At 73.8% G+C, this 21,842-nt stretch carries 24 protein-coding genes; 8 read left to right on the forward strand and 16 right to left on the reverse strand.

Annotated elements, in window-relative coordinates; translation table 11 throughout:
* The 9 genes from RYN42_RS05405 to RYN42_RS05445 all read right to left on the reverse strand — a co-directional run.
* The coding region (locus RYN42_RS05405) for an APC family permease (RefSeq protein ID WP_399552398.1) at nt 1-1,303 on the reverse strand (1,303 nt) is incomplete at its 3' end.
* A complete protein-coding gene (locus RYN42_RS05410; RefSeq protein WP_315094394.1) occupies nt 1,300-1,713 on the reverse strand; it encodes an arsenate reductase ArsC in 414 nt (137 codons plus the stop codon). The genes RYN42_RS05410 and RYN42_RS05405, both read right to left, overlap by 4 nt.
* On the reverse strand, nt 1,710-2,615 hold the full coding sequence (locus RYN42_RS05415; protein WP_315094498.1) for a metalloregulator ArsR/SmtB family transcription factor: 906 nt from the start codon (nt 2,613-2,615) through the stop codon (nt 1,710-1,712). The genes RYN42_RS05410 and RYN42_RS05415 overlap by 4 nt, the downstream gene beginning before the upstream one ends.
* 46 nt (nt 2,616-2,661) lie before the next feature.
* Nucleotides 2,662-3,906, reverse strand: a complete 1,245-nt coding sequence (locus tag RYN42_RS05420; RefSeq protein WP_315094396.1) for an MFS transporter — start codon at nt 3,904-3,906, stop codon at nt 2,662-2,664.
* Nucleotides 3,907-3,940: 34 nt separating this feature from the next.
* Entirely contained in the window at nt 3,941-4,381 is a 441-nt protein-coding gene (locus RYN42_RS05425) for a hypothetical protein (RefSeq protein WP_315094398.1), read from the reverse strand.
* 18 nt (nt 4,382-4,399) lie between these two features.
* The gene (locus RYN42_RS05430; RefSeq protein ID WP_315094399.1) at nt 4,400-5,182 is read right to left on the reverse strand and encodes an SDR family oxidoreductase; all 783 of its coding nucleotides are present in this window, start codon (nt 5,180-5,182) and stop codon (nt 4,400-4,402) included.
* Nucleotides 5,183-5,229: 47 nt separating this feature from the next.
* Nucleotides 5,230-6,621, reverse strand: coding sequence for a hypothetical protein (locus tag RYN42_RS05435; RefSeq protein ID WP_315094402.1), 1,392 nt, complete (start codon nt 6,619-6,621; stop codon nt 5,230-5,232).
* A gap of 34 nt (nt 6,622-6,655) precedes the next feature.
* Nucleotides 6,656-7,228 carry a GNAT family protein gene (locus tag RYN42_RS05440; RefSeq protein ID WP_315094403.1) on the reverse strand — a complete coding sequence of 191 codons (573 nt, stop codon included), beginning with the start codon at nt 7,226-7,228 and terminating at the stop codon, nt 6,656-6,658.
* Nucleotides 7,225-7,650, reverse strand: a complete 426-nt coding sequence (locus RYN42_RS05445) for a hypothetical protein (RefSeq protein ID WP_315094404.1) — start codon at nt 7,648-7,650, stop codon at nt 7,225-7,227. The genes RYN42_RS05440 and RYN42_RS05445 overlap by 4 nt, the downstream gene beginning before the upstream one ends.
* Nucleotides 7,651-7,712: 62 nt before the next feature.
* Here RYN42_RS05445 and RYN42_RS05450 point away from each other — a divergent pair, with 62 nt between their 5' ends.
* The 5 genes from RYN42_RS05450 to RYN42_RS05470 all read left to right on the forward strand — a co-directional run bounded on the left by RYN42_RS05450 (nt 7,713) and on the right by RYN42_RS05470 (nt 11,967).
* Complete coding sequence (locus RYN42_RS05450; RefSeq protein ID WP_315094405.1) at nt 7,713-8,153, forward strand: nitroreductase/quinone reductase family protein; 441 nt, start codon at nt 7,713-7,715, stop codon at nt 8,151-8,153.
* Nucleotides 8,154-8,163: 10 nt separating this feature from the next.
* On the forward strand, nt 8,164-9,267 hold the full coding sequence (locus tag RYN42_RS05455) for an AAA family ATPase (protein WP_315094406.1): 1,104 nt from the start codon (nt 8,164-8,166) through the stop codon (nt 9,265-9,267).
* A 23-nt stretch (nt 9,268-9,290) separates the two neighbouring features.
* The gene (locus RYN42_RS05460; protein WP_315094408.1) at nt 9,291-9,902 is read left to right on the forward strand and encodes a class I SAM-dependent methyltransferase; all 612 of its coding nucleotides are present in this window, start codon (nt 9,291-9,293) and stop codon (nt 9,900-9,902) included.
* Between the two features lie 86 nt (nt 9,903-9,988).
* Entirely contained in the window at nt 9,989-10,972 is a 984-nt protein-coding gene (locus tag RYN42_RS05465; RefSeq protein ID WP_315094409.1) for an ATP-binding cassette domain-containing protein, read from the forward strand.
* Nucleotides 10,972-11,967 carry an ABC transporter permease subunit gene (locus tag RYN42_RS05470; protein ID WP_399552403.1) on the forward strand — a complete coding sequence of 332 codons (996 nt, stop codon included), beginning with the start codon at nt 10,972-10,974 and terminating at the stop codon, nt 11,965-11,967. The genes RYN42_RS05465 and RYN42_RS05470 overlap by 1 nt, the downstream gene beginning before the upstream one ends.
* A gap of 3 nt (nt 11,968-11,970) precedes the next feature.
* Here RYN42_RS05470 and RYN42_RS05475 read toward each other — a convergent pair whose 3' ends face one another.
* Nucleotides 11,971-12,747, reverse strand: coding sequence for an ABC transporter permease (locus tag RYN42_RS05475; RefSeq protein WP_315094411.1), 777 nt, complete (start codon nt 12,745-12,747; stop codon nt 11,971-11,973).
* Nucleotides 12,744-13,685 (reverse strand): ATP-binding cassette domain-containing protein, encoded by a 942-nt coding sequence (locus RYN42_RS05480; RefSeq protein WP_315094413.1) that lies wholly within the window; start codon nt 13,683-13,685, stop codon nt 12,744-12,746. The genes RYN42_RS05475 and RYN42_RS05480 overlap by 4 nt, the downstream gene beginning before the upstream one ends.
* 86 nt (nt 13,686-13,771) lie before the next feature.
* On the opposite strand from RYN42_RS05480, the gene RYN42_RS05485 reads away from it, so the two are divergent.
* Nucleotides 13,772-14,560, forward strand: coding sequence for a TetR/AcrR family transcriptional regulator C-terminal domain-containing protein (locus RYN42_RS05485; RefSeq protein WP_315094414.1), 789 nt, complete (start codon nt 13,772-13,774; stop codon nt 14,558-14,560).
* 64 nt (nt 14,561-14,624) lie between these two features.
* Here the strand turns inward: RYN42_RS05485 and RYN42_RS05490 are convergent, their stop codons facing one another.
* The 5 genes from RYN42_RS05490 to RYN42_RS05510 all read right to left on the reverse strand — a co-directional run bounded on the left by RYN42_RS05490 (nt 14,625) and on the right by RYN42_RS05510 (nt 20,425).
* Entirely contained in the window at nt 14,625-16,529 is a 1,905-nt protein-coding gene (locus RYN42_RS05490) for a glycoside hydrolase family 11 protein (RefSeq protein ID WP_315094416.1), read from the reverse strand.
* Nucleotides 16,530-16,737: 208 nt separating this feature from the next.
* Nucleotides 16,738-17,802 carry a hypothetical protein gene (locus RYN42_RS05495; protein ID WP_315094418.1) on the reverse strand — a complete coding sequence of 355 codons (1,065 nt, stop codon included), beginning with the start codon at nt 17,800-17,802 and terminating at the stop codon, nt 16,738-16,740.
* 70 nt (nt 17,803-17,872) lie between these two features.
* Nucleotides 17,873-19,561, reverse strand: coding sequence for a cellulase family glycosylhydrolase (locus RYN42_RS05500; protein ID WP_315094420.1), 1,689 nt, complete (start codon nt 19,559-19,561; stop codon nt 17,873-17,875).
* 163 nt (nt 19,562-19,724) lie between these two features.
* A complete protein-coding gene (locus RYN42_RS05505; protein WP_315094422.1) occupies nt 19,725-19,928 on the reverse strand; it encodes a helix-turn-helix transcriptional regulator in 204 nt (67 codons plus the stop codon).
* Nucleotides 19,928-20,425: a DUF2975 domain-containing protein gene (locus RYN42_RS05510; RefSeq protein ID WP_315094423.1), complete on the reverse strand. Its 498-nt coding sequence runs from the start codon at nt 20,423-20,425 to the stop codon at nt 19,928-19,930. Before RYN42_RS05510 ends, RYN42_RS05505 begins: the two co-directional genes overlap by 1 nt.
* Nucleotides 20,426-20,562: 137 nt before the next feature.
* On the opposite strand from RYN42_RS05510, the gene RYN42_RS05515 reads away from it, so the two are divergent.
* Nucleotides 20,563-21,360, forward strand: a complete 798-nt coding sequence (locus RYN42_RS05515; protein ID WP_315094424.1) for an SDR family oxidoreductase — start codon at nt 20,563-20,565, stop codon at nt 21,358-21,360.
* Nucleotides 21,361-21,421: 61 nt separating this feature from the next.
* Nucleotides 21,422-21,772 carry a hypothetical protein gene (locus tag RYN42_RS05520; protein WP_315094425.1) on the forward strand — a complete coding sequence of 117 codons (351 nt, stop codon included), beginning with the start codon at nt 21,422-21,424 and terminating at the stop codon, nt 21,770-21,772.
* Nucleotides 21,773-21,842: the final 70 nt, after the last annotated feature.

Here is a 21,842-nt window from a genome sequence, read left to right on the forward strand (position 1 = left end):
CCCCCCCCCCCCCGCGGGGGGTGGGCGCCCCGGGGGGCGGGCCCGGGGCCCCCACGGCGCGGGGGGGCGGCGCCCCCCGGCGCCCCCGCCCCCGCCGGACCGCCCAGGCACCCGCGCCCACGAGCGCCACGGCGAGCCCGCCGAGCACCGACGGCAGCGGCAGCGTGAGCGCGAGCACCACGCAGCCGACCAGCCCCAGCACTGCCACCCACCGCGGCGGGCGGCCCTCGTCGCGGCCCAGCCGCAGGGCGCTGGCGTTGGTCAGGGCGTAGTAGGTGAGCACGCCGAACGACGAGAAGCCGATCGCACCCCGCACGTCCAGGGTCGCGACGAGCGCGACCACGACCGCCGCGACGGCCAGCTCCGCCCGGTACGGCACGCCGTGACGGGGGTGCACGGCTGCGAGGTACGGCGGCAGCTCATGGTCGCGGGCCATCGCGAAGGCCGTCCGTGACACCCCGAGCACCAGCGCCAGCAGGGCCCCGAGCGACGCGACGGCGGCACCGACCTGCACGACCGGGCTGAGCGCGGCCCACGCGCCCGCCTCGACCACCGCGCGCAGGGGCGCGGCGGTCGCGGCCAGGCCGTCGGGCCCGAGGGCGAGCAGCGCGCAGACGCCGACCACGGCGTAGACCACCAGCACGATCCCGAGCGCGAGGGGGACCGCCCGCGGGATCGTGCGCTGCGGGTCGACCACCTCCTCGCCCAGCGTGGCGATCCGCGCGTACCCCGCGAACGCGAAGAACAGCAGCCCCGCGGACTGCAGCACGCCGCCGAGGTCGACGCCTGTCAGGTTGTCCGTCGACGCGGTCCCGCCCGCCACCGACGCGCCGACGACCAGTGCCAGCGTCCCGAGCGTGAGGACGACGATCACTCGCGTGACCAGGGCCGACTTCTGCACGCCGCGGTAGTTCAGCGCCGTGACCGCCACGACCGCGAGGATCCCGACCAGCCGGGCGTGCCCGGGTGCGGCGTAGGACGCGAACGTCAGCGCCATCGCCGCGCAGCTCGCGGTCTTGCCGACGACGAACGACCAGCCCGCCTGGAAGCCCCAGAACTCTCCGAGCCGCCGCCGCGCGTAGACGTAGGTGCCGCCGGACTCCGGGTGCACCGCCGCCAGGCGCGCCGAGGACGTGGCGTTGCAGGACGCCACCACCGCGGCGATCGCCAGTCCGATCAGCAGACCGGAGCCGGCGGCCTGCGCGGCGGGGGCGAAGGCCGCGAACACCCCGGCGCCCAGCATCGCGCCGAGCCCGACGACGACCGCGTCGGTGACCCCCAGCCGACGGACGAGGTCGGTCACGCGCCGACGGGCTCCACGCCCAGCTCGTCCAGGAGCGTGAGGATCCGGGCGCGGATCTCGTCGCGGATCGGGCGGACCGACTCGATGCCCTGCCCGGCCGGGTCCTCGAGCACCCAGTCCTCGTACCGCTTGCCCGGGAAGTACGGGCACGCGTCGCCGCAGCCCATCGTCACCACCACGTCGGACGCCTGGACGGCCTCGGTGGTGAGCACCTTCGGCTGCTCGGCGCGGATGTCGATGCCGACCTCCGCCATCGCGTCGACCGCCACCGGGTTGACCGTGTCCGCGGGCATCGACCCGGCCGAGAGGACCTCCACGGCGCCGCCGGACAGCGCCTTGAGGAAGCCGGCCGCCATCTGGGACCGGCCGGCGTTGTGCACGCAGACGAACAGGACGCTGGGCTGGGTCATGTCACTCCAAGGGTGGTGAGCAGGTGCTGGACACGGGCGTCGATGTCGGCTCGGATGGCGGCGACGCCGTCCGGTGAGGCGAGGGCGGGGTCGCCTACCGCCCAGTCCTCGTAGCGCGTGCCGGGGTAGACCGGGCACACGTCGCCGCAGCCCATGGTCACGACGACGTCGGCGGCGCGGACGGCGTCGTCGGTCAGCGGCTTCGGGAAGCCGGCGGCACCCAGGGCGTCGAGCTCCGGGCGGACGTGGGTGTGGATCGCGGCGGCGGGGGCGGAGCCGGCCGACCTGGCGAGCACCGCGTCGCCCGCGTGGTGCTGGAGCAGGGCCGCCGCCAGCTGCGAGCGACCCGCGTTGGCGACGCAGACGAAGAGCACGCGCGGGACGGTGGTGCCGCCCTCGATGCGGACCAGGTCGTCGAGGCGCTGCCGGGCGAAGCGCTCGGTCAGGGTGCTGGTCCGCGCGCCGGCGCCGGTGCGGGCCAGCGCGGTGGAGGAGTCACGCACGACGTCCCGGACGCGGGCGGCGTCGATCGTCGGATACCGCGGGGCGAGGTCGGCGGCGATGCGGTCGAGCACCCGGTCGAGGTCGGGCACCGCCTCCGCCGCGGGCTCCTCGGCGGCGGCGAACGCCTCCAGCACGGTGCGGACCGCACCCCGGTGCTCGGGGGCGATCCGGTACCAGACCCACGTGCCGCGGCGCTGCGCCGTGACCAGCCCCGCGTCCCGGAGCACCTTGAGGTGGTGGGACACGGTCGGCTGCGAGACCGACGTGAGCTCGCTGACGTCCTCGACGCAGGCCTCGCCGGTGGGGCTGGCGGCGATGAGCGAGAGCGCGCGCAGGCGCAGCGGGTCCGCCAGCGCCTTGAGCGAGCGGGCGACGAGGTCCGCGGACGCGGGGCTCATCGCGATGCTTGGCACGGCCCTATATTGATCGATCTCGATCCACGCGTCAAACGGGCTCGGGCACGTCCTGTTCGTCCGCGTGCGCGACGTGCCGCAGCTGGTGCCAGATCAGCACCACGAAGACCGCGGAGCCGACGAAGGCGAACCAGAACGGCGCCGTCACCCCGTACCGCTGGGCGAGCAGCCCGCCGATGCCCGCACCCACCACCAGCCCGCCGAACACCCCGACCAGGTGGACGCTGCCGACCCGCCCCTGCAGCTCGGTCGGCACCGCCCGCTGGCGGATCGTCACCGACGTGGTGCCCCACACGAACGCGTGCGCCCCGAACACGAAGAAGACGACCAGGGCGAACCACGCGGTCGTCGTCAGGGCCAAGGCCAGGTGCGTGAGGGTCTCGACGATCAGCCCGATCCGCATGAGGTTCGCCAGGCTGACCCGCTGCGTGATCCAGCCGTAGGACACCGTCCCGACGAGCCCACCGACGGCCCCGACCGTGGTGATGAGCCCGAACCCGATCGCTCCCAGCCCCAGCCGCTCGCGCGCATAGAGGACGAGCACCGACCACGCGGCGCCGAACGTCACGTTGAAGATGAGGATGGTGAGCACCAGCGTGCGGACGGCCGCGTGGTGCAGCACCCAGCGGACGCCCTCGGCGATGTCGTGCTGCAGGTGGGTGGTCCGCGGTCCGCTCAGGTGCGGGGGCAGCGAGATCCGCGAGACGAGCACCGCGCCCGCCGCGACCAGCACCGCCTCGGTGGCGAACGGCCACGCCTGCCCGACCGCGAACAGGAACGCCCCCAGCGGCGGGCCGATCAGCTGGTTGACGGTGACGAACCCCGCCTGGATGCGACTGTGGGCCAGTGCCAGGTCGTCGCGCCGGACGAGCATCGGCACCAGGGTGCTCGACGCGTTGTCGGCGAACGTCTCCGCGGTGCCCAGCAGGAACATCGCCACCAGGACGAGCACGATCGGCGCGGTGTCGAGGGCCACGGCGGCGGCCAGGAGCAGCAGGACGACGGTGCGGAGCGAGTCGACCAGGATGACCAGACGCCGGCGGTCCAGCCGGTCGGTCAGCGCACCCGCCCACAGGCCGAACAGCAGCGGTGGCAGCCACTGGAGCAGGGCCGCGAGCGCGACGAGGAACGCGTCCTCGGTGCGCGACGCCACGAGCAGGGGACCCGCCGCGAGGACGATGCCGTCGCCGAGGTTCGAGCTCCACGACGAGGCCAGCAGCCACCGGAACCCGGTGCCCAGCCTGCGCGGGACGACGACGTCGACGATCCGGCTCACAAGGGCGAGACGCTAGTCGCCCCCGCCGTCCGGGTCACCCGCGATTCTCGGTGGCGCCCTGGTACCAGGCGACGAAGGCCTCGCCGGGGTCCCCGACGTGCCGCCGGAACGCGGTCCGGTCCAGCGTGAGCGGCCGTCGGTCCAGCCAGCTCGCCGTGGGCAGCCCGTGCATCCCCTGCGGGACCCGCAGGAAGTCCTGCCGACCGCTGCGGTCCTGCGAGGTGAACCGCGCGACCTGCCACGAGCCGACCGTCGTCGACAGGACCAGCACCGGCCGGTCCTTGCTGCCGGTGCCGTCCTCGAACGGCACCTGGGCGAACCACACCTCGCCGGGCCGTGGCAGCGCCCCGCGGGAACGGGTCGGGTGCTGCGGGGCTCGGCGCGGACGGCGGAGCCAGCCGGTCAGCAGGACGACGGCGACGACGCCGATCGTGACCCAGGGGTGCTCCGCCATCAGGTCCGCGAACTCGCTCACGTGCGCAGCGTAGAGGGCTCAGAGGGACGAGAAGCCGCCGTCGGACGCGATGGTCTGCCCCGTCACCCAGTCCGCCTCGTCGCTGAGCAGCCAGGCGACGAGCCGGGCGGTGTCGGCGGGCGTGCTCCACCGGCGGCCCGGGCTGCGCGCGCTCACGGCGGCTCGTGCGGCGTCGTCCGCGTAGCCCGTGTCGTTGGGGCCGGGGTTCACGCAGTTGACCGTGATGCCACGGGGCATCAGGTGCACCGCGAGGCTCGCGGTCACCTCGTGCAGCGCCGCCTTCGACGCGATGTAGGGGAGCTCGCCCGGCATCGCCCCGCGGTACTGCCCGGAGGTGAACAGGACGACGCGACCTCCGGGCCCGCCCGCGTGCCGCGCCGCGAACGCCTGCACCAGCAGCAGCGCGGCCCGGGTGTTGACCGCGTACGAGAGGTCGATCTCCGTGGCGGTCAGCTGCTCGAGCGACTGTCCCGAGCTGCGCGCGTGGTTGGCGACGACGGCATCCAGCCGGCCGAACGCGGAGTGTGCGGCGTCGACGAGCGCGTGCGGGGCGGCCGGGTCCGCCAGGTCCAGCGACACGTGCTCGACCGTGCCGCCCGCGGACCGCAGCTCGTCGACCAAGGCGTCGGCCCCGCCCTCGTCGGCGCCCCAGGGCTGCTCGGCGTCGTGCGGGGACCAGGAGTGCACGAGCACGGCGGCGCCGTCGGCCACCAGCCGTCGGGCCACTGCGGCGCCGATCGCGATACGCCGGCTCGCACCGGTCACCAGGACGACGCGCCCGTCGAGGGGCAGTGCGGGCACGAGGGACCTCCGGGTCGTGGGTGAGGCCACTGTGGCAGAGGTGGGTGTCAGTCCCACCACACGGTCCAGGCGTCCGGCTCGTCCTCGGTCGGCGCGCGCAGCTCGTCCGGGGAGCCGAGGGCGTCGTCGAGGCCGAGGGCGACGACCCGCTGCCAGGCCGCGGCGACGGCGGCCCGGTCCAGCCCTGCCAGCACCGGGTCGTGCAGGTGGGCCCCCTCGACGGTGAGCCGCTCGTCGTCGCGACCCGGTCCCACCACGTGCCCCGTGAGCAGGACGACCCCCGGGTGAGCGACCGCCGCGCGCAGCGCGGTCCGCAGGGTGGGGCCGGCGCCGGTCCGCACGTCGAGCACGCCGGCGTCGAGGCGGTCCAGGAGGGCGCCTGCGGCGTCGGCGCCCAGGCCGGTGAACGGCAGGAAGTCGAGGTCGGGGCCGACCCACTCGACGTGCGGGACCACCAGAGCGGGCACCCCGGCGTCGAGCGTGAAGCCGACCGGGCCGAACGCACCCACCGTGCGGCCGGCGGCCCGCGCCGCTGCGACGTCCGCCCGCCACCGCGAGGTGACGTCGGCGACCGACGGCGGGAGCACGGCGGCATGCGGCTCGGGGTCGCCGTCCGGGAAGGCGGGCAGGAGCGTCGCGTGCAGCGCGTGCAGGGCGGCGTCGGGGACCGCCGCGGGGTCGTCGCCGAGACTGACCCACGCGCGCCGACCGGGAACGTCCCGAACCTCGGCACCCGCGATCGCGCTCAGCACGTCGAGGCCACCCGCGCGGTCGACGTGATGGTCCGACAGGAGGGTGGCCCAGCCGTACCCCCACAGCCCGGTCGCGTCCTCCTCGGTGCCGACGGCCAGGCCGGTCCGGCGCTGCCAGGCGCTGGCCGGGTCGAAGGCGTCGACGGTGTCCAGGATGGCGTAGCCGGTGTCGCACCCGAGCGAGACCGCGGTCTGGAGCATCCAGTCCGACAGCGGCGCCGCGACCCGGCGCAGGTCCTCGCCCGAGCCGTACATCGCCCACCGCTGGACGGACACCGCCACGCTGGTGGAGCCGACGTCTGCACCCAGCGCAAGGACGTGCTCCGGAAACCGGGCGACGACGTGGGCGACCTCCCGCTGCGGGTGCCCGGGGTGCCCGAGCAGCGAGGTGGATGCGCCCGACAGGGCGATCCATGACGCCGCGCCGGGCCTGTCGTGGACGAACGCCCAGTCGAGACCGGGGCGCATCAGGTCCTGTGCTGTCGCGTCGGGACCGTCCTGGTCGGTCGCCGTGGAGGTCCACCACGTGACGTCGACGCCGATGCAGGCCTGCACCATCGCCACCGCCGAGCGCAGGGCCTCGACCACCCGCTCACGCTCGATCCGTTGCACCACCCGGACGCCGCCGAACAGCGTCTGCGGCACGTCGCCGGCCGCGGGCAGCTGCCAGGGGTTGTCCGAGGTCACGACCGGCGATGCTGCCAGCCGTCGCGCTGCGGCGTCACGGGGTGTCGCCCGATCGCCACGCCGCACCGGCGGCCATCAGGATCGGCACGAGGGCGATCCGGGGCGCCGGGTCGGTGGACAGGCGGGCGTGCGTCTCGACGTCGTACCGGTCGCTGCCGTACCGCAGCTTCGACCGCTCGACCCCCTCGGCGCGGAACCCCGCAGCGGAGGCCACCCGGCACGATGCGGGGTTGTTCACCCGGTGGCCCAGCTCCAGCCGGAACAGGCCCAGGTCGTCGAAGCCGTGCGCGGCCACCGTGGCCAGGGACCGCGACGCCAGCCCGCGACCGCGCCGGCTGGCGGTGACCCAGTACGACGCCCACGCCGAGTCGTGCCGGCGCTCGACGTGGCTCAGGGCGGCGTGCCCCACCGCCACGCCGTCCACCCGGATGGCGAACGCGACCGTGGCGTCGTCGTCGGTGAGGTAGCGCTCGATGTACCGCAGGGCCACGGGGGCCTGGCCGAGGGCCCGGTCCCCGAGCTGGACGGCGAGGTCAGGGCTCTCCCGCACCGCGGCGGCGAGCGCGTCGGCGTCGGAGGTCGACCACGGGCTGAGGGACACGTTCACGCAGGGGATCGTGGCACGGATGCCGGGTCGAGGAGAGCGTCGAACGGCGCGGTCGGCACCACGCCGGCCACGGCACACGCGAGATCGTCGTCGAGCGTGACGAGGTAGTCGGCCTGCAGCCGGGTCAGCGCCACGTACTCGGCGGCGTACGTGGACTCCCAGCCGAGCTCGTCGGCGACCGTCCAGGCGACCTTGCGCAGGACGCCGTCGCCGAGCAGCCGGATCCGCAGCCTGCCGAGCCGGTCCAGGCGCGACCGCGCCTCCGCGGCGTCGAGCTGTCCCCGGTGCACCGCCGCGTGCATCGCGGAGAGCGCCTGCGAGCGCAGGAGCGTGGGCGCGAGGAGCTCGTGCTCGTCGGGCACCGGAGCGCCGGTCGCGGCCAGCCGGAGCGCCGCGGCGGCGTCGACGACGAATCGGGTCATGGCGCCATCGTCGCAAAGGGGTCCGACACGCGCCGGGCGGTCGGCCGTGCTCTGATCGACCCATGACCAGCACCGTCGTCATGCGCGCCCTGAGCGGGCTGCACCGCGCCCTGCTGACGGTGAGCCGCGGGCGGTTCGGCGGGGTGCTCGTCGGGCTCCCGTCGCTCGAGCTGGTCACGGTCGGGCGGCGCTCGGGCAGGCCCCGCTCGTCGATGCTCACGGCGCCGGTCACGCTGGGCGACACCCTCGTGGTCGTGGCGTCGGCCGGGGGCAACGACGCGCACCCGTCCTGGTTCCTCAACCTGCGCGAGCACCCGCAGGTCCGGGTCGCGGTCGCGGGCGGTCCGCGCCGGCCGATGAGGGCGCGGGTGGCGACGCCCGAGGAGCACGAGCGGCTCTGGCCGCAGATCGTCGAGGCGCTGCCCAACTACGCCCGCTACCAGGAGCGCACGTCGCGCGTCATCCCCGTCGTCCTCCTCGAGCCCGTCAGAGGCCCCCGCTAGGGTCGCGCCCATGATCCGGACGCTGGCGGTCGAGGGGTACCGCAGCCTGCGCTCGCTGACCCTCGGGCTGGCCAACCTCACCGTGGTCACGGGCGCCAACGGCAGCGGCAAGACGAGCGTGTACCGGGCGCTGCGCCTGCTCGCCGAGGTGGCCCGCGACGGCGCCGTCTCCTCGTTGGCGCGCGAGGGCGGCATGCGGTCCGCCGTGCACGCCGGCCGCCGCGGCGACGGACCCGTCGCTGTCCGCCTCGGCATCGCCACGGAGGAGCTGTCCTACGCGATCGACCTCGGCCTGCCGCAGCTGGGTCCGTTCGAGCTCGACCCCGAGATCAAGTCCGAGGTGGTCTGGGCGGGCCCGGTGCTGCGCCCGTCGACGGTGCTGACCGAGCGCACCGGGTCGCGGGTCCGCACGCGGGACGACGCCGGCGACTGGGCGACGGTCCCCCTGACCGTCCACGCGCACGAGTCGGTGATGGCGCTCCTGGCCGACCCCGCGGCGACGCCCGACCTGTTCGCCCTGCGCGAGCAGGCCCGCCGCTGGCGCTTCTACGACCACCTGCGCACCGACGCCGACTCCGCCGCCCGCCGGCCGGGCGTCGCGACGTACACCCCGGTGCTGTCCCCGGGCGGCGACGACCTCGCCGCCGCACTGCTCACCATCGAGCTCGCCGGGGACGCGGACGCGCTGCAGGCGTCGGTCGACGTGGCGTTCCCCGGCTCGCGCGTGGTCACGGAGGACGACGACGGGGTCTGCCGGGTCGCCATGACGCAGCCCGGCCTGCGCCGCCCGCTGTCCGCGGCGGAGCTCTCGGACGGCACGCTGACGTTTCTCCAGCTCGTCGCGGCCGCCCACGCCCTGCGGCCGCCCGACCTGCTGGTCCTCAACGAGCCGGAGTCGAGCCTGCACCCGAGCCTGATGCCCGCGGTCGCCGCCCTGGTCGCGTCCGCGGCGGAGCGCTCGCAGGTGCTCGTCGTGACCCACTCCGGGGACCTGGTGCGCGCGCTCCGCGCCGCCGACGCGACGACGGTCGAGCTCACCAAGACCGGCGGCGTCACGTCCGTCGACGGCGTCGGTGTGCTGGACGGCCCGGCCTGGACCTGGCCGAAGCGCTGAGCAGGGTGGCACCCTGGGGGACCGTGAGCGTGACGCGAGCGGAGTACTGGGACGAGCAGGCACCGAGGTACGACCGCACCACCGCGTTCCTGGAGCCCCGGCTGTTCGCGCCGGCCCGGCGCTGGATCGCGGAGCGCGTCACCGGCCGGACGCTGGAGGTCGGCGTCGGCACCGGGGCCACCCTGCCGTACTACGCCGACCGCGTCGCCGATCTCACGCTCACGGACGTGAGCGGCGAGATGCTCCGGGCGGCCTCGGCGCGCGCCGCGGGGCTGGGCGTGCCCGTCACGGTGCTGCGGGCCGACTCGGCCCGGCTGCCCCTGCCCGACGCCTCCGTCGACACCGTGGTGTCCACCTTCGCGATGTGCTGCGTGGCCGACGAGCTCGCCGTGCTGCGGGAGCTGGCGCGCGTGCTGAGACCGGGCGGGCGCCTGCTCATGGCGGACCACGTCGAGTCGTCCGCGCGCCTGGGCCGCGGCGTCCAGCGGGTGCTGGACGCCGTCACGCCCGAGCGTGCGGGGGAGCACCACCGCCGACGCCCGATCCTGCTGCTGCCCGACGCCGGCCTGCGGGTGCTGGAGAGCACGTCGTCGCGCTGGCGGCTGGTCGAGCAGCTCGCCGCGACGCGCGTCTGACCTGGTCCGGGAAGCCCCGGACGCTACGGTGCTCCCGACCGGACGCGCCGCCCGGTCCTCGCCCGACCGCCAGGGGGCACACCGACGTGTCGACGGACTACGCCATCTCCACCCGTGGCCTGCGCAAGACCTACCGCAGCCGCACCGGCAGGCGCGCGGTCGCGGTCGGCGGGCTGGACCTGGACGTGCCGGTGGGCGGGGTGCACGGGTTCCTCGGGCCGAACGGCGCCGGCAAGACGACGACCATCCGGATGCTGCTCGGCCTGATCCGTGCGGACTCCGGGACCATGGCGCTGTTCGGGGAGCAGGTGCCCGAGCGGCTGCCGCAGGTCATCGGGCGGGTCGGTGCGATCGTCGAGCAGCCGCGGTTCTTCCCCAGCTTCTCCGGCCGCAAGAACCTGTTGATGCTGGCCCGGGCGATCGACGCGCCGACGCGGTTGGTCGACGTGGTCCTGTCCGACGTCGGTCTGCTGGACCGGGCCGACGACCGCTACCGCGGCTACTCCCTCGGCATGAAGCAGCGGCTGGCCATCGCCGCCACCCTGCTCAAGGACCCGGACCTGCTCATCTTCGACGAGCCGACCAACGGGCTGGACCCCGCCGGCATCCGGGAGATCCGCGGGACGATGCGCGGGCTGGCCGACCGCGGCAAGACGGTGCTCGTCTCCAGCCACATCCTGGCCGAGGTCGAGCAGGTGGCGGACACGGTCTCGATCATCGCCCGCGGCGAGCTCATCGCCAGCGGCCGGGTGGCCGACCTCATCGGCACGGGTGCCGCCGCGACCGTCCGGGTGGGGGTGGCGGACCCCGGGCGCGCGGTCCAGGTGCTGACCGCGCAGGGGTGGACGGTCCGCCCGGACGGCCGGTACCTCCTGGTCGACGGCGGGGTGCCGTCGGCCCACATCACGCAGGCGCTCGCGGCGCACCAGCTGTTCGTCGACGAGCTCATGCCCGTGCGCGCCGACCTGGAGTCGGTGTTCCTCGAGCTCACGGCCGGCCGGGGCCCGGGGACGCACGCGCCGCCCGCGGCCGACGGCAGACCCACCCACCGCGCGGGGGAGGCGTCGTGATGCGGCTCCTGCGGGTCGAGCTGGACCGGTTCGCGTCCCGCACCCTCATCCGGCTGGGCGTCGCCGGCGTCCTGGTCGTGTGCGCGCTCGCCGTGGTCAACGCGTGGCAGGCGGCGAGCCCCCCGTCGCAGGGCGAGCTGGACCAGGCGCGGGTCTACCACGAGCAGGCGCTGACGGACTGGGAGGAGAACGGCGAGCGGTACGTCGCCGACTGCCGGGAGCAGGAGGCCGCGGACCGGGAGACCGCCGAGGACCCGGAGCTGGTCGACTACGGCTGCGACACCATGGCCGCGCCCGAGCTGGCGAGCTGGCTGCCGCCGACGCCCAGCTTCGACCGGGACACCACGGCGCTCCTGTCCTCGCTGGCGATCCTCTTCGTCCTGGCCCCCGTGCTGCTGGCGGGCAGCTTCGTGTCCGCCGAGTTCTCCACCGGCGCCATCGGCAACTGGCTCACGTTCGCGCCCCGGCGGGTGCGGGTCTACCTGAGCAAGGTGCTGGCGGCGGGCCTCGCGACGATCCCGGTCGCCGCCGTCGGGGTCGCGCTCGTGCTGGGCGGCTCGTGGGTGGCGTACCGGTCCTTCGACACGGTGGAGGCCGGCGGACCGACCGACCTGAGCTCCCCCGTCCACGTGGCGCTGCGCATCGTCGCCCTCGCCCCGGTGTTCGCGGTGGTGGGCGCCGCCCTGGGCTTCCTGGCGCGGCACACCGCGGCGGTCCTCGGGGTGCTGCTCGGTTGGCTCGTGCTGGTCGAGGCGATCCTGGTCAACCAGGTGGACTGGCTCAAGCGGTGGTCGCTCGTCACCAACGTGGACGCGTGGGTGCAGGGCGGCGCGAAGTACTTCACCACCGCGTGCACGACCACCGCGACGGGGCAGTCGTGCACGGGCGTGCCGCACCTGCTGTCGCAGACCGATGCGGGCCTCCTCCTCGGTGCGGTGGCGGTGCTGCTCGCGCTCGTCGGTCTGCTCGTGTTCCGCCGGCGCGACGTCGCCTGACGCTCACCGCCCCAGGTGTGCCCAGCGGCGCACCGCGAGCGTGCCGAACAGAGCGACGAGCAGCACCGGCCAGAGCACGGCCAGCAGGTGCACGTTCTCGGCCGCCCACCCGCTCGCCGCGACCGTGGGGTTGCCGAACAGGTCCCGGGTCGCGGCGACCGTGGCGGTGACCGGGTTCCACGCCGAGAGCGCCTGCAACCACCCGGGCATCGTCGTGATTGGCACGAACGCGTTGGACAGGAACACGAACGGCCAGACCAGGATCTGCACGGCCATGACCCCGCCCTGCCCGCGGAACAGCAGGCCCAGGTAGATCCCGACCCACAGGAACGCGAACCGCAGGAGCAGCAGCAGCCCCACGCCGGCCAGCGCGCTGCCGAGGCCCTCGTGGACGCGCCACCCCACGGCCAGCCCCGCGACCAGCAGGACGACCAGGCCGGCGACGGTGGCGAGCATGTCCGCGGTCGCCCGGCCGAGCAGCACCGCCGCGCGGGACATGGTCAGGGACCGGAACCTGTCGGTGACCCCGCGCTGCACGTCCTGCGCCACGGCGGTCATGGTGCTCTCCAGCCCGAACGCCATGGTCACGGCGAGCATGCCAGGGAAGAGGAAGTCGATGTAGCCGCCGGGCACGTCGATGGCGCCGCCCAGGAGGTAGCCGAACATCAGGAGCAGCAGGATCGGGAACGCGAGCCCGATGAGCAGGTCCCACGGCCGGCGTCGCCAGTGCCCGAGGTCGCGCAGGGTCACGGTCCACGAGTCACGCAGTGCCCAGGTCATGCGGCCTCCTTCGTCGTTCCGGTCAGGTGCAGGAACACCTCGTCGAGGGTGGGTCGGCGCAGGGCGACGTCGTCGACGACGATCCCTGCGTCGTCGAGCGTGCGTACGACGTATGTGAGGGCCGCGACGCGGTCGGTGACGGTCGCGGTGACCCGGCGACCGTCGAGGTCGACCTCCGCGTCCTCGGCGACGGCCGACAGCGCGGACCGGGCGGCGGGGAGGTCGGCCTCGTCGCGCACGACGACGTCCAGCCGGTCCTGGCCGATCGACGCCTTGAGCGCGTCGGGGGTGCCCTCCGCGGCGACGCGGCCGTGGTTCAGCACCGTCACTTGGGAGGCCAGCTGGTCCACCTCCTCCAGGTACTGCGTGGTGAGCAGCACGGCCGTCCCGCCCGCGACGAGCGCCCGGACCGACTGCCACACCTCGCGCCGGCCGCCGGGGTCGAGCCCGGTGGTGGGCTCGTCGAGCAGCAGGACCGCCGGGTCCAGGACGAGCCCGGCCGCAAGGTCCAGCCGCCGCCGCATCCCCCCGGAGTAGGTGGACACCGGTCGGTCGGCGGCGTCGGCCAGGTCGAAGCGCTCGAGCAGCTCGTCGGCCCGGAGCCGCGCGTGCCGGGCGCCCAGGTGCGAGAGCCGGCCGAACATCACGAGGTTGTCCCGGCCCCCGAGGATCTCGTCGACGGCGGCGTGCTGGCCGACGAGCCCGAGGTGACGGCGCACCTGCGCGGCCTGCCGCACCACGTCGAAGCCGGCGACGCGCGCCGTGCCGCCGTGCGGGTCCAGCAGCGTGGACAGGATCCGCACGGTGGTCGTCTTGCCCGCGCCGTTGGGGCCGAGCAGACCGTGCACGGTGCCGGGCTCCACCGCGAGGTCGAGTCCGTCGAGCACCGTCGTGTCGCCGTACCGGCGGGTCAGTCCGAGGGTCTGGATGGCTGTCATGGGCTCCTCCTCCATCTAGTCGTACACCGTACGGTAAGAAACGCACGACGTCACCCCGGTGTTCCCGGCGGGGGAGGATGGGTGCCATGACGGAGATCACGGGCACCGGGGACCCCGCCCGGAGCATGGCGCTGCTGTGGCGGGAGTCGGAGCCCGCACCGCGGGGCCGGGGCGCCGCCGCCGGGCTCTCCGTCGACCGCGTGGTGAGCACCGGCATCGCGCTCGCGGACGGCGAGGGGCTCGGCGCGCTGTCGATGCGCCGGCTCGCCACGGACCTGGGCGTCGGCGTGATGACCGTGTACACGTACGTGCCCGGCAAGGCGGAGCTGGTCGACCTCATGGTCGACGCCGTGCTCAGCGAGACCGCCGAGCTGTACGCCCCGGTCTCCGACGACTGGCGCGCCCGGCTCGAGGCCGTCGCGCGCGCCAACTGGGCGCTGTACGAGCGGCACCCGTGGCTGCTGCACGTCGCCGCGTCCGGACGGCCTCCGCTGGGCCCGGGCGTGATGGCCAAGTACGAGCTGGAGCTGCGTGCCGTGGACGGCAGCGGGCTCGACGAGGTCGCGATGGATGCCGTGGTGACACTGGTCGACGGGTTCGTCGCCGGCACCGCCCGGGGCGTCGTGGAGCAGGTGGCCGCCCAGCAGGCCACGGGGATCACCGAGGCCGAGTGGTGGGCCGCCACCGAGCCCTTCGTCGCCCGGGTGTTCGACACCTCGGTGTACCCGACGGTCGCCCGCGTCGGCCCGATCGCCGGGGAGGCCCAGCAGGCGGCCTACGACCCGCGGCGGGCCTTCGAGTTCGGGCTCGCCCGGATGCTGGACGGTGTCGCGGTGCTGGTCGACGGGGCACACGGGTCGTCGCGACCGGTCTGACCCGCCCCGGACGTCGAGAACGGCAGCTCCCCACGGGTCGCGGGGAACTGCCGTTCTCAGGCCGTCAGCGCGTCGCGCAGGTGGCGCTCGGCGTGGTGCTGCTGCCGTTCTTCATGATGGTTACGCCGAACGTGTTCGACCCGGTCGAGGTCACCGTCCGGCCGCTGACGCTCGCGTTCCAGCTGTTCTGGACGCTCTGGCTCCCGGCGAGGGTGAGCGTGACCACCCAGGTGCTGGTGCCGCTGACGGTGTAGCTCACGTTGAACCGGTCCGACCACTCGTCAGCGCGGGTGGCGGTGACGGTGCAGGAGCCGGTGGTGGGCGGCGGGGTCGTCGTGCCCCCACCACCGCCGGCGCTGGAGGGCGCGACCGCCCGGCCGGTGCTGCTCGAGATGTGGCCGGTGCACAGGTTGCGGGCCTTGAGGTCGTTGAGGATGTTCGGCAGCGCCTGCTGGGTGGCCGCCGGCCAGTCGTGCATGAGGATGATCTGGCCGTTGGTGAGGCGGGCAGCCGCCTGTCGGATGGCGTCGGCGCTGGCGTTGTTCCAGTCGTTGGAGTCGACGTCCCAGATGACCTCGCGCAGGCCGAGCGAGGACTCGACGTTCTTGAGCGTCTGGTTGGTCTCGCCGTACGGCGGCCGGAAGATCGTCGGGGTGACCCCGGCGGTCTGCTGGATGGCCGTCTGGGTGCGCGACAGCTGCGACTGGATGTCCGCCTGGCTCATGGTCACCAGGTGCGGGTGGTCCCAGCTGTGGTTGCCGATCTGCAGGCCGGCGTTCTTGTACGCCTGCATGAGCGAGGCGTTCGACTGGGCGTTGGACCCGGTCGGGAACACGGTCGCGGTGGCGCCGGCGTTGCGCAGCGTGGAGATGAGCGTGTTGGTGGTGCCGGTGTTCGGGCCGTCGTCGAAGGTCAGGCCCACGTAGCCGGCGGAGCAGCTGGACGTGGTCGGTGGCGGTGTCGTCGTGCCGCCCCCGCCGCCGCCGGTCGAGGTCCCGCAGGTGGCGGTCGGCGTCGTGTTGTTGCCGTTCTTCATGATGGTGACGCCGAACGTGTTCGAGCCGGTCGAGGTGACGGTCCGCCCGCTGACGCTCGCGTTCCAGCTGTTCTGGATCGTCTGGCTGCCGTTGAGGTTGAGCGTGGCCGTCCAGGAGGTGGCGCCGCTGACCGTGTAGCTCACGTTGAACCGGTCCGACCACTCGTCGGCACGGGTGGCCGTGATGGAGCAGCCGCCGGTGCTCGGGGGAGGCGTCGTCGTGCCACCGCCACCGCCGCCGCCGCCGGACCCCTCGCTCACGGTGATGTTCGAGTTGCCGGAGCTCTGGTATCCCTCGGTCGCCATGATCATGTAGTTGTGGTTGCCGAGGTTCATGCCCTTGGACGCCCATGCGTCGAAGTGGTTGCCGGACGTGATGGTGCCGCCGGTCTTCTTCGACTGCCGCACGCTCCAGTACTGGTAGAACGTCGAGCGGTCGCCCTCGATAGAGGGCTGGTTGACCCGCTGGGTGCGGTAGATGTCGTACGTGCCGCCGTCGCTGTTGACGGTGCCCATGAACGTGCCGGTGGGCCGGTAGGTGCCCCAGTTGTCGACGATGTAGTACTCGATCAGCGGGCTCGTGGTCCAGCCGTAGAGGGTCAGGTAGGCGTTGCCGGACGGGTTGAACGATCCGGAGTAGTTGACGGTCTTGCGCCCGCCGGTCTGCCAGCCCTTGCCGGCGACGAAGTTGCCCGTGTTGCTCCACTGGGTGGTGTAGTTGCCGCCCGAGCCGAGGTCCATGGAGACGGACCCGGGCGAGTCGGTCCAGAACGAGTAGAAGAACCCGTTGTGGGTGCCGGTCCCGTTCGACGAGATGGCGCTGGCGGGGGTGGCGACGGCGAGGCCGGCGACGACCATCGCGCCCGCGGCACCCAGGCCGACCAGGGCCCGGAACGACCGGCGCCGTCGCGTGTGAGCGATACTTTCGAACATCCTGGCACTCCTTTGTGCGTGGGGAGTCGCGGGATCCCGGAACGCGGGAGCCGCGCACGCCTCGACGTCGGCACAGGTGTCGCCGTCGATAACGTTATCGACGCCAGTCTGCAGCCCGCAGCACGCGGGAGGAACACCCCGGAACCGGTTCGAAGCGTTTAGGTTTGCAGGAGTGCACGTCGGCCGAAAGTATCGGTCATACGCCGGTCTACCCGATCGCCGGTGCCGGTTCCTCGGCTGCCGGGTGCGTCCCTCGCGCCGCCCAGGCCAGCACGCCCAGCGCGAGCAGGGCGGGGATCCAGCCGTAGAGCGCGCCGGACGCGCCTCCGTCGGTCGGTCCGAACAGCAGGAGCTGCTGGACCGCCCACCACCCGTCGCCCTCGGGCTCCAGCTCGACGGTCGTGAGAATGCCGGGCAGCCCGCCCACGGCCGCGCCGACGATCGCGGCGGCCCAGACGCCGAGGACCAGCACCAGCCGCCCGCCTGGCAGGACGGAGGTACGCGCGGCGAGCCAGGCCAGCGTGCCGACGACGCCGCCGACGAGGACGCCGCTGAGCAGCACGACCCCACCGGAGGCGCCCGCCGTGGTGGTGACGGGCAGCAGCCAGTCGGCGCCCGCGCGCACCATCGAGGCGAACTGTGACCGGGCGGTCGTCACGTACTGGTTCACCGTGTCGTCGATGCGCACGTGGGCGGCGGCGACGACCAGCCAGCCGATGGCCGCGACGGCCCCGGCGGTGATCCCCGCCGCGAGCGCACCGGGCCGGTGGGCGTCGTTCGCCGGCTCCTGGCCGAGTCGGGCGACCGCGACGGTGACCAGTGCGACGACCCAGCCGTACGTGACGCCCCACGCGCACCCGGCCCGGGCACCCTCCGCGAACCCCATCGCCAGCAGCGTCGTGAGGCCGTAGTCGATCATCGGCATCGCGACGACGACCGTCCACGCGAAGGCCGCCGCCCAGCCGGCGACGATCGCGGCGAACCACACGGCGAGCACCCGGGCCGCGGTGCCGGTGCGGGTGGCCCGCAGCGCCGGCAGGACGAGCACGGCGAGCGTGCCGAGGAACGCGACGACGGCCGCGACGTCCCAGGCGCCGGCCGGGCTCGCTCCCCGGACCATCGACACCGCGGGCGTCGCGGGGGCGAGCAGGCCGACGACCCCGGGGGCGACGCCGGCACGCGTCGCAGCGGCGTGCGCGGCCGCCGACGCGAACCACAGCACGGTCGCCAGGCCGAGGGCGGTCAGGAGCGCACGGTTCGTCCGGATCGGCATCGCCGGAAACTAGCAGCCCGGTGCACGCCGTGTCCGCCGGAACGGGGCGGGCGCACACCGGGCCACCGCGTCAGCCGACGGTGCCGGTCACCGCCGTGCCGTCGCGCACCACCGTGTACCGGACCGTTGCCCCGCTCCAGAAGTGGAACGTGAGCACCACGGGGGCACCGTCGGCGACCTCGGCGAAGAAGGCCGGCCGCAGGAGGATCGCCCCGGATGCCGCGTCGGGCGCGAAGGTCACGTCGAACTCCTTGAACGACGTCCACCCGTGCGGCCCGGCGTTCGACCCGTCGAGGTAGCGCGCCTCCATGGTGGCCAGGCGGTCGCCGCGGAAGTCTGTCGGCACGGTGAACGCGTCGATCGTCCCCGTCGCGTCCGCGAGCACCGGGGTGTCGGCGTTGACGACCTCGATCCGCCACGGGACGCCCTGGGAGAACCGCGCCACCAGCTCGGCGCTGGCCCCGTACGTGCCGTCGCCGGACAGCCGCTGGAGGAGCGCCGCCGGCAGGGTCAGTGTGCTTCCGGACAGCTGGTAGTCCCGGCCCTCCTTCAGCTTCCTGCCGTCCAGGGACAGGTCGCGGAACCGCGTGCCGTTGAGGTTCAGCGTGACTGTCTGCTCGGTGATGGCCCCGGGACGGACGAACACCTGGTCGGTGGACGCCGTGCCGGAGCGCGTCTTCCAGCTCGACGAGATCTGGGCGAACAGGGCGGGATCCCGCCACGTGAAGGCGGTGCGGTCCAGGTGCTGGCCGTTGTCCCAGAGCATCGTCGTGACGCCCGACGTGCGCGCCTGGTAGCCCAGGTACTCGAAGAACTTGAGCTTCTCGCCCTGCTCGATGGTCGCGGTGTGCCGGTCGAACCCGAGCAGGCCGTACTCGCCGAGGATCACCGGGATCCCCGCGGCCACCAGCGACTCGCGGACGCGTGTGAACGTGTCGGTGACGTCCTGCTGGGCGGTCGCGTCGAACCGGGTGCCGCCCGCCACGTTCACGCTGAAGGGCCAGTAGCCGTAGTAGTGGAACGTCGCCGCGAGGTTCGGGTCGTCCAGTGCCGTGAACGTCTGCACCAGCGAGTCGAGCCGTGCCTGGCCGGAGTCGGTGTGCAGCGTCGGCAGGACCAGGACGCGGTCCGCGTTGCGGCCACCCGACGCCCGCACCACCTGGTGGAACGCCGTGTTGAGCTCGTCCAGCAGCGCGTACTCCTGCGCCTCCCCGGTGGACCCGGAGAACTGCGGCTCGTTGATGCTCTCGAACAGCAGGGTGCGGGGGTGGTCGCGGAACCGCTCGGCCAGCTGCGCCCACGTGGCGGTGAACTGGGCGAGCACCTCGTCGTGCCGGGTGGGCATCGCGTTGGTCCACATCCACGAGTCGTGGTGCAGGTCGAGGAGCACGTGCAGGTCCTCGGCGAGCGCCCAGTCGACGACCTCCTCCACCCGGTCCAGCACCGCCGGGTCGATCGTGTGGTCGGGTGCGGGTCCCTCGTGCTGACCGAGCGTGACGGGGAGCCGCACGCTGCGGAAGCCCTGCTGGCGCACCACGCTGAGCAGCTCCTGCGTGACGCGCGGGTTGCCCCAGGCGGTCTCGTCGGCACCGACGGCGTCGAACGTGTTGCCGAGGTTCCAGCCGGGCTGCATCGCGGCGACGACCCTGGCGGCCGACCTGGGGCTGCGGTCGCCGGCCTGCGCGGGTCCGGCGAGCCCGAGCGAGAGCGCGGCCGCCGCCGCGAGTGCGGTCAGCGTGGTCCAGACGGGTTGCTTCACGTGCGTGCCCCTTCGTCGCAAGGTCACGCTCGAGCGGGGCGGCCGGCTCTCCGTCGAGCGCGCGAGGGCGTTCGTGCCCCCGGTGTCGCGCTCGTCATCGAAGCGCTTCGACCGGAGTGTAGGGACATCGCGGCCCAGGAGGAAGGGGGCGAAACGGATCGACCTACGGCTCCCGGCGCAGCAGGTCGCCAGGCTGGCACTCGAGCACCTCGCAGAGCGCCTCGAGCGTGCTGAACCGCACGGCCTTGGCGCGGCCGTTCTTGAGGACGGCGAGGTTGGCCGGGGTGATCCCGACGCGGTCGGACAGGTCGCCCACGGACATCTTGCGGCGGGCCAGCATCACGTCGATGTCGACGACGATCGGCATCAGATCACCTCGTCGAGCTCGGCACGCAGGGTGGTCGCCGTGCTGTCCAGCGCGACCGCCTTGGCCAGCAGCACCCGCAGCACGAGCACCAGCAGGGCGATGCCGGCCGTGCCCATGCCACCGATCACGATGAGCAGGACGATCCCGGGGGCCACCGCCTCGCCGGGAGCCAGCACGAACGACAGGGCCATGGCGAGCAGGGTCGCCGCCACCGCCGCGCCGATGATGACGTCGACGTAGCGGAACGCCGCGGTGCTGAACACCGTCTCGCGCCGGACCATGGTGAGCAGCTGCCAGACGCACACGAGCGCCACCTGGACCGCAAGGACGCCCACCATGCCGATGATCATCACCGGCCAGCGCAGGTGCGCCACGGCGGCGCCGCCGTCGTCGATGTCGCGCCCGATCGCCGGGATGATCATGATCTGCACCGCCAGCAGGCCGGCGAACATCAGCACGATCACCACCCGCAGCGCGAGGATGGCCAGTCGACCCATGAGATTTCCTCCGTCATCTATTGAATATCGATAGAAAACTATCGTTAGTCGCGAGCGATGGCAAGCGAGCAGTACGGTCGGCGCACCGGACCAGCAGAGGGGCGCCGGCGATGAAGGTGGCAGGCAGGACGGTCCTCGTGACCGGTGGCAGCGACGGCATCGGCCGTGAGCTGGTCGTGAGCCTCCTGGCGCGCGGTGCGCGGGTGGCCGCGGTCGGACGGAGCGTGGAGCGCCTGCGCGGGACCGTCGTCCGGGCCGGCTACCTGGCCGACCGGCTGTCCACCCACGCCGTCGACGTCACCGACCGTGCGGCCGTCGAGTCCCTGCCCGACGCGGTGATCCACGCCCACGGGCAGGTGGACGGCCTGATCAACTGTGCGGGGGTGATCCAGCCGTTCGTGCCGCTGCTCGACCTGGACTACGCGGACCTCGAGCGCATGATGGCCGTGAACTTCTGGGGCCCCGTGCACACGATCAAGGCGTTCCTGCCGCACCTCGTCACGCGGCCCGTGGCGCACGTCGTCAACGTCTCCAGCGTCGGTGGGTTCCTGCCGGTGCAGGGTCAGACCGCGTACGGCGCGTCCAAGGCGGCCCTGAAGCTGCTGACCGAGGGCCTGCACTCCGAGCTGGTCGGCACGTCCGTGGCCGTCACCCTCGTCCTGCCCGGGGCGGTCCGCACGAACATCGCCCTCAACTCGGGCGTGGAGGTCCCGCGGATGTCGGGTGCGACGGCGGCGCGGCTGGAGCGGTCCCTCACCACGGCTCCGGCGGCGGCGCGGATCATCGTCGACGCCGTCGAGCGCGACGCCTACCGCGTCACCGTCGGCAAGGACGCGACGTTCGTCGACCTGCTCTCACGACTCGCGCCCGAGCTCGCGGCACGGCTGGTGCGGGCGGCGACGGGCGGACTGCTGGGCCAGCGGGCGTCCCGCTGACCTGCGGGTGGTCCACGAGTCCTGGCGCGCCCCGGCCGGTGGTCGGGAGTAGGTTCCGCGCATGGAGCCGTCGTCCTCGACCCGGGTGCCCGGTCGGCTGGTGCCTGCCGGCGGTGGGCACGTGCCCGTGCGGGTGCGCGGCTTCGTCGAGGATGCCGCACCCGCCCGCGCCCGCCGTTCCGAGCGCGGCTTCGCCGTCGTGCTCGCCCGCAGCGAGCACGACGTGGTCAAGGTGATGGACGGCCCCACGGTGCTCGGCTACCTCCCGCCCAGCTGGTCGCAGCTGGTCGACTTCGCGCTCTGGTCCTGCGAGCAGGCCGGCGAGCCCGCCGTCGCACGCGCGGTGCTCGAGGGCGGGCGCGGGGAGCGGGACCTGTTCGTCTTCCTGGACTGGCCCCGCCGACGCGCCTGACGTACGGCCATCTGGTCGGTGCTCCGGCCGGATGGTTGCGGTGGACGGTTCGGCGCCCCCACCATGGCGG

It is taken from the genome of uncultured Cellulomonas sp., from assembly GCF_963527515.1.
Lineage (GTDB): Bacteria > Actinomycetota > Actinomycetes > Actinomycetales > Cellulomonadaceae > Cellulomonas.